Below are 16,124 nucleotides of genomic sequence, written 5' to 3' on the forward strand. Positions count from 1 at the left end.
CGGGGAATGGACCAGGGCGGCGGCAAAGGCGACGCGCTGGCGCAGTCCTCCTCCCAGCGCGTGAACAGGCCGGTGAACCGACTCCCGCAGGCACCAATTCCTCCACGCGGGCCGCCCGCCGGACGGAAAGTCCGTACAGCCGGGCGTAAAAATCGAGATTCTCCCACACCGTGAGGTCAGGACAGAGGGAAAACTTCTGGGACATATAGCCGATCCGCTCCCGGATCCGGTACCTGTCCTTCACGATATCGAAACCAACAGGCGGAAGCCGATCCCTCGCCGGGCGGAAGAAGCCCGCAGAGCATGCGGATCAGCGTCGTCTTTCCCGCTCCGTTGGCGCCGATCAGGCCGAAAATCTTTCCCGACGTCACTGTCAATGATACATTATCCACCGCCCGGAAGGAACCATACCGCCGGGTCAGCCCGCAAATCTCAATCATGCTTCTCCGTCTCCCCCATCCATTGGATGAACACGTCCTCAAACTCGGGCTCCGCCGGTTCCCGCCGGTATCCCCCATCCTTGCCAGATGTCCCTTCAGCGGCTCCAACACTTCTTCCCCCTCGGCCAGAATGATCCAGTGGACGCCGCGGGGAAAGGCGTCCACCACGCCGGGAACGGTTCGGAGACGCCTCAGTTCCCGAAGCCGGGCTTCCCGCATTTCCGGGATCCGGAACACCCGATGGGGGAAGCGCCGGATCAAGTTCTCCGGACTGTCCTGGACCAGCAATCGTCCCCGGTGGAGAAAAAGCACCTCGTCGCAACGGGCAACCTCGTCCAGATACTGGGTGGATACCACCACCCGCGTCCCCTCGCGCGCCAACTCTTCGATCAGCCCCCATATCTCCCGGCGGGCTATCGGTCGGCAAAGCGGTCTTCGCACCGAAATGCAGTCCCCCTGAAGGTCGACGACTTCCTTCATTGGATAGTGAGTAATCACTTACTTCTAGTATATCCGAAACCGGACGCCCGGAAAAGGAATCTTGAAATAAAGAGACACCCTGTGGTGTCTCCCCCGGCCGAACAAGTTGGGTTTAAAACAGGCTCCGGCAGTTTTCAGGCACGAGAAAAGGATTTTCTTTATTTATACGGTCATAAAACAGGATTCCGTTCAAATGATCGATTTCGTGTTGAATGACGATGGAAGCATAGCCTTTCAGTTTTAAGGTTACTTGTTCTCCCTCTGAATTAAACCCTTTGACTTTGATCCATTCATATCGGGGGACAAACCCCTTTACCTCCCGGTCCACCGAAAGACAGCCTTCCCCTTGAGGCAAATAAATCATCCAAACGGAATGGCTGATGATTTCCGGATTTGCAAGGGCATATTCATGTTGCCTTCCTGCTTCATCCACAAAATAGGCCGTGAACATCCGTTTATTCAAGCCGATTTGATTGGCGGACAAACCGACGCCTGCCCGCAGTTGATACTTCTTGGACAACACGGGGTCTTGGCTGTTTTTCAAAAAGTTCATCATGCAGATTAATGTCTCCCGATCTTCGTCAGATAAGGGCACGTTCACTTCTTGGGTGCGCTGGCGCAGAATCGGATTGCCTTCCCTTGCGATGTCTTTCATGGTGATGGTATAACCCGCGTGAAATTTACTCATAGATAAACAACTCATCCACCTTCACGTTTAATACCATGGACAATTTCAGGCCCATTGCTGCGTGGGTCATATTTGTCATTTTCGATGCAATGGATGGTCTCCGGCGACTCCGCACGCCTTGGCGGGCTGCTCTTTAGCGAGCCCCAGCCTTTTTCGCATTTCCTTGATCTTGTTTTCAACGGCACCGCCTGCGTCAAAAGGACTGGACATGTCCATGATTAACCAGCATGCACGGGATGTCAATCACTTTGGACATTTTTGGCCGGTGGGCTTTTTCCATCGAGCATGCGCCCCGCGTTTCCGGGAAAACCCCGCCGTCTCCTCCGACAGCAGAGCTCCGTCCCGCCCCTTCGTTGAAGATGTGAATCGGCACCCCGGGAAACTCCCCCAATAAAAATGCACCGGATGTTTTCTCCGCGGTTCGAAATAAGAAAGGGTTTCACTCCTGCGGCGGCGAAGTATGGTATAATCGGTTATACAACATTATTATTTACTATATTTGATAAATGACAGGAGGCCGCCGATGCAAACAAATGTCAAACCGGACGTGCAGGCTTATCTGAATCTCCTCGACCTCGCCGCCCCGCCGAAACCCACCCTTGCCTTCCTCGAGCGGCTGCACGAACGCCATCTGCTCAGGGTGCCCTTTGAGAATCTGAACATTCATCTGAAGCGGCCGATTCGTCTCGACATCCCTTCCCTGTTCGACAAGATCGTGCGGCAAAAACGGGGAGGGTTCTGCTACGAACTGAATCACCTGTTTCATTGGCTGCTGCGGTCCCTCGGGTATGATTCCATCCTCGTCTCGGCGAGGGTGAAAAACGAACGGGGCGGGTTCAACCCCGAATTCGACCACCTCGCCCTGATTGTCACCCTGGATGAACCTTACTTGGCGGATGTGGGCTTCGGGAACGCCTTCCGCCGTCCGCTGCCCATAAGCGGAGAAGTCCGGGAAGACATCGGCGGCGCTTACCGGGTGAGGCGCCTCTCAAAGGGCGAATACGCGATGCAGCGGCAAAGCGGCGAAAGCTGGTCCGACGCCTATCGGTTCACCCTTGTTCCCCGAAGGATAGAGGATTTCATGGACATGTGCCGATACCACCAAACGTCGCCGGATTCCCATTTCACCCGGAACCGGATCTGCTCCCGGGCCACGCGCACCGGCCGGATCACCTTGACCGACACCGCCCTGAAGGTGACCGAAGGCGGAGAGCAGAAAACGCGCCCCGTCACATCGGAGGAAGAGTGGTTCCGACTGCTTGAGAGACATTTCGGCATCCGGCCGTAACGTGCCCGGTCCGCAGGGGGGTTCCCGCCCCTTGACCGGAGAAAAACAGGAGGAGGCCGCTGTCGCGGCCCCCTCCGGCCCCATTTCGCCGGATCGGCATCGAGGCTTGTCCATCCCGTTATTGCTCGACCACGTCGTCCTTCAGGGAGGCGAAAATCTCAATAACCCGGTCGATCAAGTGCTGCGGAACGTTGAAGTGTTTCAGCGCGTCGGACAGGTGCGTGGCAACCGCCATAAACTGCTCCTCGGTGATGCCCAGCCCCTCATGGGCCTTTTTGATGGTGCGCCCCCGGTAGCGGTTGGGTCCTCCGGTGGCGTAGGCGATGAAGGCGGCCTGATGGCGCTTCTGCTTTTCCATATCCGTGTTTTTGAACAGATCCTTCACCTTTTCGTCCGCCAACACGCGGGCGTAAAACTCTTCCACGACCGCGTCGATCGCTTCCTGTCCCCCCAATTGTTCGTAAAGGGTGGTTTGAGAGCTTTCTTGCATGACAATTCCTCCTCGTCGTCTGCTTGGTTCCCATACCGCGAGGGCCGTCAACAATCCTCCCGCGACACACGAAGATATGTAGAAAAGATGAAACCCGGATGTGTTGCAACCGATCAGCTTCTACGACATCGGAATGATGGATTGATAATTCCCATTCTCTATTTTAACCGCAATTGATTCTATATTCAATAGACTAAGAATAGTGTATATTTTTCTTGGATTTCCAGCCCTCATCCCGAAATTTATTGCCCCACGACAAAAGGTTTGACCGAACGGAGAAAAGCCTCGATCTTTACCCGGTCCTCGTCGGCCACGTTGAAGGTCCTCAGCGTGTCGTTCATGATCCGGATCATCCGCTCATACTGCTCGGATGTGATGTTGAGACCCTTGTGCCCTTCCCGCAGGGTTCTTCCGTCATATTCGACGGGTCCGCCGAGAGCATAGGAAAGGAAGGCGGTTTGGTGGTTCCTGAGCCGGTCCATGTCGATTCCTCTAAACGCCTCGTTCACCAACTCGTCCTCCAGCATCCGGCGGTAAAACTCCTCCACGACGGCTCTGATCGCCTTTTGACCGCCCAACTTGTAATAAAGGTTTGTTTCCTCCACACCGCTTCCCCCTGATTTTCCATGGATTCTCATTATTTTCCAAAAACACAAATAACCATTTTGTAATAGCATTTTAACCTTTCTTTCGGAGAAAGTCCATAAGGGGAAGATGCAGTTTTTACAAACCCCGCACCGATAAAAAAAAAGGGGCGGATCGCCCTGTTCCCTTAAAAAAAACGGGAACCGGGCCCCGTCCCCATCAGGTCCCGTTTTCCTCATTTGGCCGGTTGATCTTCGATCGAACGGGCGATCCGGGCCATGACATCCACCGGCAGGTTGCCCACCAATTCGAAATCGGTCCCTTCATAGGTCCAGGAAAGCCGCTTGTTCTCATCCGTTTCCAGCAGAATGCCCTGGGTGAAGCCGAGATCGATCGGTCGTCCGTAAAGGGGAAGGCTGGCCTGTACCGCCTCCGGCTTCCTCTGGCTCAGGGTGAAGGGGGATTCGCCCTGATAACGCAAAATCACCACTTTGCCCTCCGGGCTGCTCACCGTCTGCTGATCGACCAGGCGGGTTCCCTCGGGAATCCATCCGGGGGTCAGCACGCTAAGCTCCTTCTTTTCCTTCTCCTCCGTTGCCTCCTCCCGGCCCGAGGAGGGGACGATCGTCGGATCGCCATAACCGGTCATGTTCCGCTCCATGTCAAAGGCGTCCTTGTCAAAGCTGGCATCGGGCTCAAACCGGTTAAATTCCACGAGCACCTTCACTTGGTCATCCGCATCCAACACTTCCACCCTTTTGGGATTCAGCTTGCGGTCCAGCCAAATCCGCTGTTTCACCAGCGAATGATTCTGTTCAAACTTCGCGGCCACCTCAAACCGGTAATCTTCCTCGCCGGCGGTAAACACGCGGGAGGAATCGTCGATGATGCTGTTTATGATCGTCTGGTACAGATAAACCTGCCCGCTGGATTCCGGCCAATCACTGTGGAAGCGAAAGCTCTTGTTCAGATGGGGGGTCAATACGTACACGCCGTCATCATTGCGAAGGAGGATCTGGGTGATGTCCTTGTTCACATTTTTCAAGCTGACCCGGTAATAGTGCGGTTGTTTGTACCAAACCTCGACATCGTACACCTGCGGCTTGCTGCCGGTCTGAATCGTCATTTTGGCCTGACTGCGGTAACTTTTCAGGTCCTCGGAGCGCTCGGACAAATCGTGCACCACTTCTTCGGCGCTTTTGGGACCACAACCCGCCAGAAGTGTCAAGACGATCACCACAGTCACGATCGCCCACGCTTTCCGACGCATTTGATCAGCCCCTTCGTCGATTTCCCGGGAAATGTGTCGGTTAGGCACGGGCGCGATCGGACGCGAGCCGGGACAGAGCGGTTCCCAGTTGTGACAGGATTTCGGAGGCGAGCAGGCTGTGCTCGGACGTGCGGACGGCGAGTTCGCCGGCGAGGCCGTGCAGGTACACCCCCATCGCGGCCGCCGCAGCCGCAGGGATTCCCCGGGCGAGAAGGCCGCCGATCACCCCGCTCAGGACGTCGCCGGAGCCCGCTTTGGCCATGGCCGGAGTGCCCGTGGGGTTCACCATCTGGGTCCCGTCGGGAAAGGCGATGATGGTGTGGGTTCCCTTCAACACCACCACGCACCCCGTCTTCTTCGCCCACTCCCGGGCGAGAACGTGCCGGGACGACTCCACCCCGGCCGTATTTGTCCCCGCCAGACGGGCCATTTCCCCGGGATGGGGCGTCAGGATCGTCTCCCCTTTCCGGAAGCGAAGCGCATCGGGATGTTCCGCCAGGATGTTCAGCCCGTCCGCGTCTAACACCACCGGACACGGCAACGTCTCGAGCACTCCCCGAAGCCAGGTCCCTTCGCCGGGAAAACGTCCCAGCCCGGGACCCACGGCGGCAGCGGTGAACCGGTCGACCCGTTCCGCCAAGACCCGGGCGCTGTCTCCGGCAAACCTCCCCTCGCCGTCATCCGGCCATCCCCATACCAGCGCATCCGTCACCTTGGCGGCGAGAATCGGTTCTTGTCCGGCGGGGACGGCCACCGTCGAAAGCCCCGCGCCGATGCGGAGACCCGCCATTCCCGCCAGAACAGCGGCGCCGAGCATCCCCCGCGAGCCGCCGACCACCAGCAGATGTCCGTACGTCCCCTTGTGGGACCAGCGGGAGCGGGGACGCAGCCATTCCCTCCACCAGGAGGGATCGTTGACGCGGGCCGCGGGGGGACGGTGTTCCGCCGCCGACCGGGGAATGCCGATGTCGGCGACAATCACTTCGCCGCAGTGTTCGGCGGCCGGCCGCAGATAGTGGCACCACTTGGGATAGGCAAAGGTCACCGTCCAGTCGGCGCGGATCGCCTCCGGCAGCAGGGCTCCCGTGTCCGTGTCGGCGCCGCTGGGCACATCGACGGCGACAACGGCGCCCCGGCGGTTTTCGTTGACCAGGCGGATCAGCTCCAGCGCCCGGGGACGCACCTCTCCCCGGATGCCGGTGCCGAGCAAAGCGTCGACGATCGCATCCGCTTCCGCGATCCGGCGCGAAAGTTCCTCCCGTCGCTCCGCCGCATCCCGGACGACGGGAATTCCCAGGTTGCGGCAGACCCGGAAGAAGACGCGAGCATCGGAGGTGAGCTTTTCTTCCGGTCCCGCCAGCCAGACGGTCACCCGCCAGCCGGCGGCGGCCAGATGGCGGGCCGCCACAAACCCGTCTCCGCCGTTGTTGCCGGTTCCGGCGAGAACGAGGGCATCTCCCGGATGGGGAAGCCGGTCCGTCAGCAACCGGGCCACCGCCTTTCCGGCGTTTTCCATCAACACCACACCGGGAATGCCGATCGTTTCGATGGCATAACGGTCCAGATCGCGCATCTCCTGTGCAGTTGTCAAGTACACACATGTCCCTCCCAACCGCGATATATATGTATGTCCCCGTCCCGTGGAATATGCAGACAAGGCTGACAAACCCGCAGCCGGTCAGATCCGCTCCGCCACGACCATCGCCGTCGCATAGTGGTCCGAATGGGTGATGGAAAGATGGAGGCGCACCTCCTCCCCCCAGCCCAGGGCGGCCCGGCCCTGCGGGCTGAGGCGGACCTGCGGACAGCTCCTTTCGTCGGGGAGGATTTCGATGTCTTGAAAGCTCAGCTTGCCGATCCCCGTGCCCGCCGCCTTGGACACCGCCTCCTTGGCCGCAAACCGGCCGGCGAGAAATTCCAGGATCCGTCCTTCCGACCGCGGCAGATAGGCCCTCTCCCTTTCGGTCAAAATGCGTCGCGCCAGCCGCTCCGCCCCGAACCGGCGAATCCGCTCCAATTCCACCAGATCGATGCCGATGCCGAGAATCATCGCGCGTCCACCCCCCTCATTCCACATCCCACCGAAACGTCTTGGCCGCCACCAGGAAGGAGACGACGAGCCAGGCCGACAAGGCCGCCGTCGGCATCCACAAATCCGCCATCCCGGCGCCCGCGTTCATGATGTCCCGAAGCGCGCGGGTCAGGTGAACGATGGGTATCACCTCGACCAGCGGCTGCAGGATGTCCGGCAAATTCCGGATGGGAAAGAAAATCCCCCCGACAAAAATCATCGGAAAGGAGACCAGCCCGGCGATCGGACCCGCGCTCTCGGGGCTGCGGGCCAGGCTGGCGATGATGAAACCGATCGACAGAAAAGTCAGCGTTCCGAGCAGAATGAAAAAGATCAAGGCGGCCCAGGAACCGTAAACGTGAACGTCAAAGGCGAAGTAGGCCACCAGGAGGACGGCGATCGCCTGCACTGCGTTCAGGATGATGCGGGCGGTAATCTGCCCGGCGATGAACGTGCCGCTGGACAAGGGAGTTCCCTGCATGCGGCGCAGGATTCCCCGCTCCCGCCAGGAAGCGATGGTGCCGGCCACACCGTTCAAGTTGTTGCTCATGATCATCAGGGACAAAATGCCGGGAACAAGGAAATCGACATAACTCATCGGCCGGCTTTGCACATTGATTTCTTCCATCCCGACCACCGGCTGAAAACGGACCAGCCGTTTGTTCAGACGGTCCACCGCCTGGCGGACCAGTGCCGTTCCGATCTCCGCCACCGCCGGGTTGCTCTTGTCGTAGTAGAGCGCGACCAGTCGGGCCGTCTCCCCTTTCTCCGGCGATGCGACCCGCTCGCCGAAGCCCTTTTTCACCACGACGACCAGATCCGCCTCCCCGCTGCGGATCATTTCCGGCCCGCCGCCGGAAGGCGGGACCGGGTCCAACCCCTCCGCTTTTTCCAGCTCCCCGACAAATTGCCGCGACGCCTCCGAGCCGTCCTCGTCGGCGACAGCCACCCTCACCTGAAAGCGCATGCCGTCCCCGACCAGCATCCCCAGGGCGAGCATCATGAAAATGGGAAACAGCAGGGTCCAGATCACGATGTTCCGGTTGCGGGCGAACAGCAACAGCTGCGCCTTGGTCAGTTGAAGATACGCTTTCATTCCTGTGTCAACCTCTTTCCGGTCCGCTGTAGGAACACATCCTCCAGGGTGGCCGTTCGGGTGCGGAGATCCTTCAGGACCACCCCCCGCTCGCCGGCCCAGGTGATCAATCCGCTCAGCGTCTCCTGCAGGCGATCCGTCAAAAGGACGACGCCCGTCTGCCGTTCTCCGGTCCGCCTCACTTCCTTCACCCCCGGGAGCCGATGAAACGCCGCTTCGGCCTCCGACTCCGCCGTAAACTCCACGACGCTGTCCGACTCCAATCCCCGGATCAACCCCGCCGGCGTGTCCAGGGCGATGATCTCCCCCCGGTCCATGATGGCCACCCGATCGCAGAGCTGCTCCGCCTCCTCCATGTAATGGGTGGACAAGAAAATCGTCCGGCCCTCCCCCTTCAGCTTCCGGATGATCTCCCACAGTCCGCGCCGGGCTTGGGGATCCAGCCCCGTCGTCGGCTCATCCAGAAAGAGAACCTTGGGATCGTGCACCACCGCCAGGGCAATGGCCAGCCGCTGCCGCTGTCCTCCGGAAAGATGTTTCACCAGGGTCCGCTCCTTTTCTTTCAGGTCAAAGGAATCCAGCAGCGGCTCGAAGTCCCGGGATATGCCGTAAAAGCTGGCGTAGAGCTGGAGGGATTCCCGGACGGTGAGATGCTCAAACAGGGCCGTCGACTGCAGCTGAACGCCGATGATCCGTTTGACCCGGTCCCGATGGCGGATGGCGTCGATGCCGTCCACGAAAATCTCCCCTTCGTCGGGAAGGCGCAGGCCCTCGATCATCTCCATCGTCGTCGTCTTGCCGGCCCCGTTGGGCCCCAAAAGGCCGAACACCTCCCCTTCCGCCACCTCGAAACTGACGCCGCTTACCACCGGTTTTCCCCCGTAACGTTTGACCAGGCGGCTGACCCGAACGATCGGGCCGCTTTCGCTCCCGGTATTCATCGGTTCCCTCCTTCCTCCCGGCGATTGGCTACATCCAGTATACACCGTGCGGCGCAAAAAAAAGAACGGGCCTTTCCGTTCCCTGAAAAACCCTGTCCTGTATCGCAGGCAAAACAAAGCGGAAAAAAAATCAGCGCAATCACCCAAATCCGCTCAAACCCCCGCGCCGCGACAAGCAAAGGCCCTCGGGCGCACCCTCCTCGCCCGTAGACTCTTGCCCGCCGGTTGTGGCGTTCCATCATTTTTGTCACAAAAACAGGCGAAAATCCTGAACGTTTCTTGTCATCCCCTTTTCTTTCATCCCATAAAAGTGGATAATGATACTGAGGAAAGGGGTATTTGATCTTGACCATTTCCCTTAAGAGCAGGGCCGAAATCGAAAAGATGCACCGTTCCGGCCGGCTGTTGGCTTCCTGCCACCGGGAATTGGCCCGCCTCATCAAGCCCGGCATCACTCCCCTTGAAATCGATCGGTTTGTCGAAGAGTATCTGCGGTCGCACGGAGCCAAGCCGGAACAAAAGGGGTACATGGGGATATCCCTATGCCACCTGCTGTTCGAAAAACGATGTGGTCTGCCACGGAATGCCCGACGAAACCCCTCTCCGGGAAGGGGACATCGTCACCATCGACATGGTGGTGAATATCGACGGATGGCTGGCCGACTCCGCCTGGACGTACCCTGTCGGCACCATCTCCTCCGAGGCGTGCCGGCTTCTGGACGCAACCCGCGAATCCCTCTACCGGGGGATCGCCCAGGCGAAGGCGGGCAACCGGGTGGGAGACATTTCCCACGCGATCCAATCCTACGCCGAAGGTCAGGGATATTCGGTGGTCCGCCAGTTTGTCGGTCACGGAATCGGTCGGCGAATGCACGAAGATCCCCAAATCCCCCACTTCGGCAAGCCGAATCAGGGCGTGCTCCTGAAGCCGGGAATGGTGATCACCATTGAACCGATGTTGAACACAGGGGATTACCGGGTCAAAATCGACGACGACGGTTGGACGGCCCGGACCGTGGACGGAAGCCTGTCCGCCCAGTATGAGCACACCGTGGCCATCACCGAGGAAGGCCTTTTGATTTTGACCGAGCAGTAATTTCAACCGATCAGATACCAGGCGACGGAAAGGAGAACCGACAACACCAGGGCGGCGACCACGACAATCCAGCCGAGCCTTTTCGCTTTCATCGGACTTGTCAAGGGTATCGCTCCTTTTTTCCCTATTCTGCCTTGCCATCCGCAGTTTATCCGTCGGCCCCCGCAGAAAGCCGATGACAACGCGAAAAAATGGGAGGATGCAACATGTATTTGGTCAACAACCGGATTCCCGTCAAAAACGAAGAACATCTCCGGGAACTGAAGGAACGGTTCCAAAATGCCCCCCAATCGATGAAGGCCGTTCCGGGCTTCGTCTCCTTCCGCCTGCTGAAAGCGGAGGACGGCTCCCACCTGGTGGCGGAAACCGTCTTCGAAACCAAACAGGACTTCATCAACTGGACGCAGAGCGAACACTTCCGGAAGGCCCACGGCGGCCGCCGGGCGGAAGAGGGCCGTCCCGACGTCTCCGCCTACGAAGTGCTGATTCCGTAAATCAGGGACGCGGCGGCCAGAGTTCACATTATGGGAGGTCTCCACTTCATGGCAACCAAAATCGCTCTTTTTTTGCACGTCGCCGGAGTCGCCACCTGGTTCGGCGCGATGCACATCCTGGCCATCTGGCTCGGTCGGACCGCCAAAGCGGCGGACGGGAAATCGCTGTCGGAAACCCTGCAAGCCGTGCATCGTCTCAACATGCGCACGCTGGTTCCCAGCGCCATCATTGTCCTGGCGGCCGGCGCGTTCATGCTGTACAGCAAATACAACCCGGCGGACTTGCCCCTGTGGCTCCTGTTCAAGGAGCGTTTCGGCAGCCTGTTCATTCTGGCCTACATTATCGGCTTCACCCTTTACGGACGGAAACTGAAAAGCGCCACGAACAGCGGCGATGCCGAACTCCTGCGCAAAACGGCCAGGCGCTACACCATCCTGGCCCATGTCACCACCTTGTTGATTCTGATCGTCATCCTTTTCGCCACCTTCCAGTTCACTTGAAAAAGCGCCCCCTCCCGCAGGGAAGGAGGGGGCGCTTTCTTCAATCACCGCAACACCTCGTAATGGAGCATCACGCAGTCGCCGAAGCGGAAGTGGCTTTTCAGCTTCAGCCGCTCCTGACGTCCGTTCTTCCGGAACAGCGGAATCCCCCCGCCGATCAACACGGGGATCACACAGATCATGAACTCGTCCACCGCACCCGCTTCCAGGAACCCCTCGATCAGCTCGCTGCCCCCGACCAACCAGATGTTCTTTCCCGATCGCCCTTTCAACGCCTCCACGAAGGCCCCGATGTCCCCGTTCACATATTCCGCGTGTTCATCGCGGCCGGAAGCGGTCCTGGAAAAGACGTAACACTTTTTCCCCTTGTAGGGAAACGTTTCGGTCAGCTCCGGAAGCTGATCGTAGGTCGCCTTTCCCATGATCACGGTGTCGATCGTCCCGTAAAACTCCGGGTAGCCATAGTCCGCGGGATCCGACGGGGAATTTTCCAGCAGCCAGTCGATCTCCCCGTTTTCCCGGGCGATATACCCGTCCAGACTCATCGCGATGTATACGATCACTTTCCTCGCCAAACGCAATCCCTCCCTGGGAATGGATCAGCGCCCCCTGAATCCCGCGACCGGAGAAGGGGCATATTCATGCTACACCGCGAAATACGACACCCTTTGTCATGATTAAAAAAAGAAAGGAAGATGGCCATGCGGGGGGACCGGTTGCTGGCCCTTCTTCTCCTTCTGCAGCGACGGGGAAAGGTCACCACAAGAGAATTGGCGGAGGAGCTGGAGGTGTCCAGCCGGACCGTTTTGCGGGATCTGAACGCCCTCAGCGCCCTGGGAATCCCCGTGGTGGCGGACCGGGGAAAAAACGGGGGATGGCGCCTGCTCGACGAATACCGAAAAACCTTGCTCACCCTGACGGCGGAAGAGATCGCCTCCCTGTTCCTCCCTTTCCCGGAATCCCTTTTGCGGGATTTGGGAATCGACCGGCCCTTTCGGATCGCCCGGCAAAAACTGTTCCCCCACCTCCCCTCCCCCGCGGAACCCCGGGCCCAAAAACTGTGGGACCGCATCCACATCGATCTGGAACCCTGGAAGGAAAAAATCGAAAAACCCGAATGGATGACTCCCGTGCTGCAGGCGGTCTGGGAGGAGAGAAAACTGAGGATCGATTATGAACGGGCGGACGGAAAGCGAAAGACGCGGACAGTCAACCCCCTCGGCCTGGTGGCGAGGGGACGCGGCTGGTATCTGGTCGCCGCCGACGGGGAAGGGGAAATCCGCAGTTACAGGCTCAGCCGGATCCGGTTTGCCGAGATCCTGCAGGAACGCTTCGCGCGCCCCGAGGGATTCGAGATCGCCTCCTATTGGAAGCGGTCCAAGGCCCGCTTTGTCGCAAACCTGCCCGAGTACACCGTCCGGGCGGAACTTTCACCGGATGCGCTCCGGCGGATCCGGTTCACCGGCCGGTTTGTGCGCCTGCTGGAGGAGGAAACGCCCGACGCACGGGGATGGACCCCCGTCACCCTCCGGTTTGATACGGAACAGGAGGCGGCGGAAACCCTCCTCGGCTTCCACAGCCAGATCCGGGTCCTCTCCCCCCGGTCCCTGAGGAAAAAAATCCGGGAGATGGCCGAGTCGGTGCTGAAGCTCTATGAATTGGAATAAAAAGGAGGCGAAACAGACCTTCCCCGAAAAAATCCCCCCTTGCAACTGACGCTGCGTCACCCTTTACAGTAAGTGACAGGGCCCCTACAGCCCCAGAAGGGGGATGAACCATGGGAAAAAACGTGATTCGAAGGCTGAAACTGGAGCTGGAAGCCGGAAAAGCCAATCCGGCCAAAGTGGGGAAGGACCTCGCGCCGACGGGAATCAACCTGCTCGCTTTCTGTCAGAAATATAACGAACTGACCGCCGGACAGCAGGGGATGATCATCCCCGCGGAGGTGACCGTGTTCGAGGACCGTTCCTTCGTCCTCCGGACCAAGACGCCCCCCACCGCCTTCCTTCTCAAACGTGCCGCGGGAATCGAAAAGGGGGCCGCCCGGCCGGGCCACGAAACCGTCGCCACCCTTTCGCGAAAGGATTTGGAAAAGATCGCCGAGATCAAACTGCCGGATCTGAACACGAACCGGCTGGAAAACGCTGTGAAAATGATCGAAGGAACCGCCCGCAACATGGGCATCCGGATTGCGGATTAAGCTCCGGGAAAGGAGGACGGCCCGTGAAACAAAACCTTTACACAACGGGACAGTTGGCGGAAAAGGCGTTCGTCACGATTCGGACGCTCCGCTATTACGACAAGGTGGGACTGTTGAAGCCCTCCCACCACTCCGACGGAGGGCACCGGCTCTACACCGACGAGGATTTGTTTCGCCTGGAGCAGATCCTGGGCCTGAAGTTCCTCGGATTTTCCCTCACCGAAATCAAGCGCTTTTTGGAAAAACCGAAATCCCTCTCCGAGTCGCTCGCCATGCAGAAGGAAATTTTGAAGGACAAGAAAGAACGCATCGAGCAGGCAATCGACGCCATCGAAGAAGTGGAAAACAAGCTGGCGGAAAAGCAGCCCGACTGGGAGGCGATCCTGGATCTGCTCCGGGTGATCCGTCTGGAAAAGGACGAGGACTGGTGGGAGAAATACTGCGACACTTCCGTCCAAATCGCCCGGGGACCCAAGGGACGGGAATGGATGGAGAAAACCTACACCGAAGAGCAGCGGAAGCGGCTTCAGGAACTTCATCCCGGCTACAGCGAGGAGCAGGCCCGGGAGGACTCCCTGAAGTGGAGAGAGGTGATACTCCTCCTGAAACGGCTGGTGACCGAGGGAAAAGATCCCGCCGGTCCCGAGGCGCAGGAGCTTGCAAAGCGATGGTGGGATCTGGTTCAGGCCTTCACCAAGGGGGATGAGGAAATCCGGCAAAGCCTCTCGGAAGGGATGAAGGACACTCCCTATCCCCGCCCCTACACCCAAGAGGAAGAAGCCTTCATCCACAAGGCTCTGGAAATCTTCAAAAAAGGCTCGTAAGATGCGTTCCGAAACGCAAACTGCCCGGCATACCGGGCAGCTTGCGTCAGGCGGTTTTTTTCGCCTTCCGGATGTGAAAGTTCTCCCGCAACAGGCGCCAGTTCTGCGGAAATTCCTCCCCGAGGACCCAGTAGCTGATCCCCCGAAGGCGATACTCCTTGACCAGATTGAACTTCGCTTGCATGCTTTCTTCATTTTCGTACCAGACGACGTGTTCTTTGCCCCGATCGTCCCGGTAATAATAATACGGCGCCTGATCCCGGTTGCTGTACAACACCCTGGCTCCCTTCATCTTGGCGAGGCCTGCCGCTTCTCTGGGGGAGAGCCTCTTGGCGGGAGGGCCTCCCTTCCGGTAGGGAAGCGTCCAGTCGTAACCGTAGAGGGGCGCCCCCATGACAATCTTGTTTCGGGGAATCTTCCGGACGGCGTAATCGAGCACATCCCGGACCTGGGGAACGGGGGCCACCGCCATGGGCGGTCCGCCGGTCCACCCCCATTCGTAAGTCATCAGGATGACGAAATCGGCCAGCTTGCCGTGGACGGCATAGTCATGGGCGCCGTGCCAGGGACCGCCCTGCCGGTCACTCGTTTTCGGAGCCAAGGCGGTGCTGACGACAAAGCCTTCCCGCCTCATTCTCGGGAGGAAGGTTTTCAAAAAGGCGTTGTACAACTCCCGGTCCTCTTCCCGGATGTGTTCGAAATCGACGTTCAGCGCCCCGTACCCCTTCTTCTTCATCACCCGGATCACGTTCCGGATCAGCCGCCTCTGGGCCGAGCGGTCGGTGAAAATGCTGTGGGCGATGTCCGGCTGAAAATTCCCCCCGGCGAAGTTGGTGATCACCAACATCGGAACGGCGCCCTGCCGTTTCGTCACCCGCAGGGGATATTCGTCCTTCAGGGGAATCAGACTGCCGTCCGGCTTGACCCGGTAGCTGAAGAAGGCGACGTAACTCAGGTGTTTGCCCACACCTTCCACCACATCCCCCGCTTCCCTGGGATCGACGGGTTCCAGATATCCCACCGTCGTGATCGTCGGCGAGGAGGAGATTTTCGGATGCTCCGTCTTCACCTGCTGATGGGTGGGAGGATGCGGCCGGGCCTGTTCGGGACGGGGCTGTGCCCCCTGATTGCATCCGGCGGCGATCACCCCCGCCACCAAGGCGATCCATAGAATGCGTCGCATCAAATCACTCCCGAAATGCATCTGTCTATAACCTTTTTTCGGAAGCGGCTTTTTATGCAATGAAGAAAGCGACCCCTCCGGCGGGGGGCACCCGGCAGCCCCCAAAAAAAACCCCGTTCCGACCGTTGGTCAAGCCCCAAAAATGTAGACACGTAAAAACACCCGGCTTATGCGGCGTGCTGACGCCTGTATTCTACAGGCGTCAGCTTGTTTAATTTCAGTTGAAGCCGCTCCTCGTTGTAAAAACGAATATACCTTTGAATTAGGATTTGAGCCTGCTCAGTATCTTGGATATGATGGTGTTGGAGAGCTTCTGTCTTTAAGTGGGAGAAGAAGCTCTCGATTGGGGCATTGTCCAAGCAATTGCCTCTTCTTGACATGCTGGATCTGAGGCCAAACTGAGCTAGCATGTGATGGTAGTCATGGGACGTGTACTGGAAACCACGGTCACTGTGAAGGATGGTTCCAGACACGTCC

At 58.9% G+C, this 16,124-nt stretch carries 18 protein-coding genes and 2 pseudogenes; 7 read left to right on the top strand and 13 right to left on the bottom strand.

Annotation, left to right across the window (positions count from 1 at the left end):
- Positions 1-24: 24 nt before the first annotated feature.
- From BM063_RS18320 to def, 3 genes and pseudogenes are all read right to left on the bottom strand, one after another.
- Positions 25-207, bottom strand: a pseudogene (locus tag BM063_RS18320) (hypothetical protein); the annotation flags it as partial.
- Entirely contained in the window at positions 177-881 is a 705-nt protein-coding gene (locus tag BM063_RS09085; protein ID WP_177199064.1) for an ATP-binding cassette domain-containing protein, read from the bottom strand. The gene BM063_RS09085 and the pseudogene BM063_RS18320, both read right to left, overlap by 31 nt.
- Positions 882-1,032: 151 nt before the next feature.
- On the bottom strand, positions 1,033-1,608 hold the full coding sequence (gene def, locus BM063_RS09090) for a peptide deformylase (protein ID WP_092038130.1): 576 nt from the start codon (positions 1,606-1,608) through the stop codon (positions 1,033-1,035).
- Positions 1,609-2,131: 523 nt separating this feature from the next.
- Between def and BM063_RS09095 the strand changes: the two genes are divergently transcribed.
- Positions 2,132-2,896, top strand: a complete 765-nt coding sequence (locus tag BM063_RS09095; protein ID WP_092038132.1) for an arylamine N-acetyltransferase family protein — start codon at positions 2,132-2,134, stop codon at positions 2,894-2,896.
- A gap of 118 nt (positions 2,897-3,014) precedes the next feature.
- Here the strand turns inward: BM063_RS09095 and BM063_RS09100 are convergent, their stop codons facing one another.
- The 7 genes from BM063_RS09100 to BM063_RS09130 form a co-directional block, all read right to left on the bottom strand.
- On the bottom strand, positions 3,015-3,386 hold the full coding sequence (locus tag BM063_RS09100; protein ID WP_092038134.1) for a group I truncated hemoglobin: 372 nt from the start codon (positions 3,384-3,386) through the stop codon (positions 3,015-3,017).
- Between the two features lie 242 nt (positions 3,387-3,628).
- Positions 3,629-3,991 carry a group I truncated hemoglobin gene (locus tag BM063_RS17630; protein WP_177199065.1) on the bottom strand — a complete coding sequence of 121 codons (363 nt, stop codon included), beginning with the start codon at positions 3,989-3,991 and terminating at the stop codon, positions 3,629-3,631.
- Between the two features lie 215 nt (positions 3,992-4,206).
- Entirely contained in the window at positions 4,207-5,241 is a 1,035-nt protein-coding gene (locus BM063_RS09110) for an outer membrane lipoprotein-sorting protein (protein WP_092038139.1), read from the bottom strand.
- A gap of 40 nt (positions 5,242-5,281) precedes the next feature.
- Positions 5,282-6,838: an NAD(P)H-hydrate dehydratase gene (locus tag BM063_RS09115; protein WP_143085293.1), complete on the bottom strand. Its 1,557-nt coding sequence runs from the start codon at positions 6,836-6,838 to the stop codon at positions 5,282-5,284.
- Positions 6,839-6,919: 81 nt separating this feature from the next.
- Positions 6,920-7,291 (bottom strand): holo-ACP synthase, encoded by a 372-nt coding sequence (gene acpS / locus BM063_RS09120; protein WP_092038143.1) that lies wholly within the window; start codon positions 7,289-7,291, stop codon positions 6,920-6,922.
- 16 nt (positions 7,292-7,307) lie between these two features.
- Positions 7,308-8,408 carry an ABC transporter permease gene (locus tag BM063_RS09125; protein WP_092038145.1) on the bottom strand — a complete coding sequence of 367 codons (1,101 nt, stop codon included), beginning with the start codon at positions 8,406-8,408 and terminating at the stop codon, positions 7,308-7,310.
- Complete coding sequence (locus BM063_RS09130) at positions 8,405-9,349, bottom strand: ABC transporter ATP-binding protein (protein WP_092038147.1); 945 nt, start codon at positions 9,347-9,349, stop codon at positions 8,405-8,407. Before BM063_RS09130 ends, BM063_RS09125 begins: the two co-directional genes overlap by 4 nt.
- A 384-nt stretch (positions 9,350-9,733) precedes the next feature.
- Between BM063_RS09130 and map the strand changes: the two are divergent.
- The 3 genes and pseudogenes from map (at position 9,734) to BM063_RS09150 (ending at position 11,440) form a co-directional block, all read left to right on the top strand.
- Positions 9,734-10,445 (top strand): annotated as a pseudogene (map, locus tag BM063_RS09140) (type I methionyl aminopeptidase).
- A 206-nt stretch (positions 10,446-10,651) separates the two neighbouring features.
- Positions 10,652-10,939, top strand: a complete 288-nt coding sequence (locus BM063_RS09145) for an antibiotic biosynthesis monooxygenase family protein (RefSeq protein WP_177199066.1) — start codon at positions 10,652-10,654, stop codon at positions 10,937-10,939.
- Positions 10,940-10,987: 48 nt separating this feature from the next.
- Entirely contained in the window at positions 10,988-11,440 is a 453-nt protein-coding gene (locus tag BM063_RS09150; protein WP_177199067.1) for a hypothetical protein, read from the top strand.
- Between the two features lie 44 nt (positions 11,441-11,484).
- Here the strand turns inward: BM063_RS09150 and BM063_RS09155 are convergent, their stop codons facing one another.
- Positions 11,485-12,015: a dihydrofolate reductase family protein gene (locus BM063_RS09155; RefSeq protein ID WP_245752188.1), complete on the bottom strand. Its 531-nt coding sequence runs from the start codon at positions 12,013-12,015 to the stop codon at positions 11,485-11,487.
- Between the two features lie 126 nt (positions 12,016-12,141).
- Here BM063_RS09155 and BM063_RS09160 point away from each other — a divergent pair, with 126 nt between their 5' ends.
- From BM063_RS09160 to BM063_RS09170, 3 genes are all read left to right on the top strand, one after another.
- Complete coding sequence (locus tag BM063_RS09160; RefSeq protein ID WP_092038162.1) at positions 12,142-13,107, top strand: helix-turn-helix transcriptional regulator; 966 nt, start codon at positions 12,142-12,144, stop codon at positions 13,105-13,107.
- Between the two features lie 110 nt (positions 13,108-13,217).
- Entirely contained in the window at positions 13,218-13,640 is a 423-nt protein-coding gene (gene rplK, locus BM063_RS09165) for a 50S ribosomal protein L11 (protein WP_092038164.1), read from the top strand.
- A 23-nt stretch (positions 13,641-13,663) separates the two neighbouring features.
- Positions 13,664-14,464 carry a MerR family transcriptional regulator gene (locus BM063_RS09170; RefSeq protein ID WP_092038165.1) on the top strand — a complete coding sequence of 267 codons (801 nt, stop codon included), beginning with the start codon at positions 13,664-13,666 and terminating at the stop codon, positions 14,462-14,464.
- A 46-nt stretch (positions 14,465-14,510) separates the two neighbouring features.
- On the opposite strand, the gene BM063_RS09175 is transcribed toward BM063_RS09170, so the two are convergent.
- Positions 14,511-15,647, bottom strand: coding sequence for a glycosyl hydrolase family 18 protein (locus BM063_RS09175; RefSeq protein WP_245752189.1), 1,137 nt, complete (start codon positions 15,645-15,647; stop codon positions 14,511-14,513).
- 167 nt (positions 15,648-15,814) lie between these two features.
- Positions 15,815-16,057 carry an IS3 family transposase gene (locus BM063_RS17850; protein ID WP_092040967.1) on the bottom strand — a complete coding sequence of 81 codons (243 nt, stop codon included), beginning with the start codon at positions 16,055-16,057 and terminating at the stop codon, positions 15,815-15,817.
- Positions 16,058-16,124 lie beyond the last annotated feature (67 nt).

The organism is Planifilum fulgidum (assembly GCF_900113175.1).
Lineage (GTDB): Bacteria > Bacillota > Bacilli > Thermoactinomycetales > DSM-44946 > Planifilum > Planifilum fulgidum.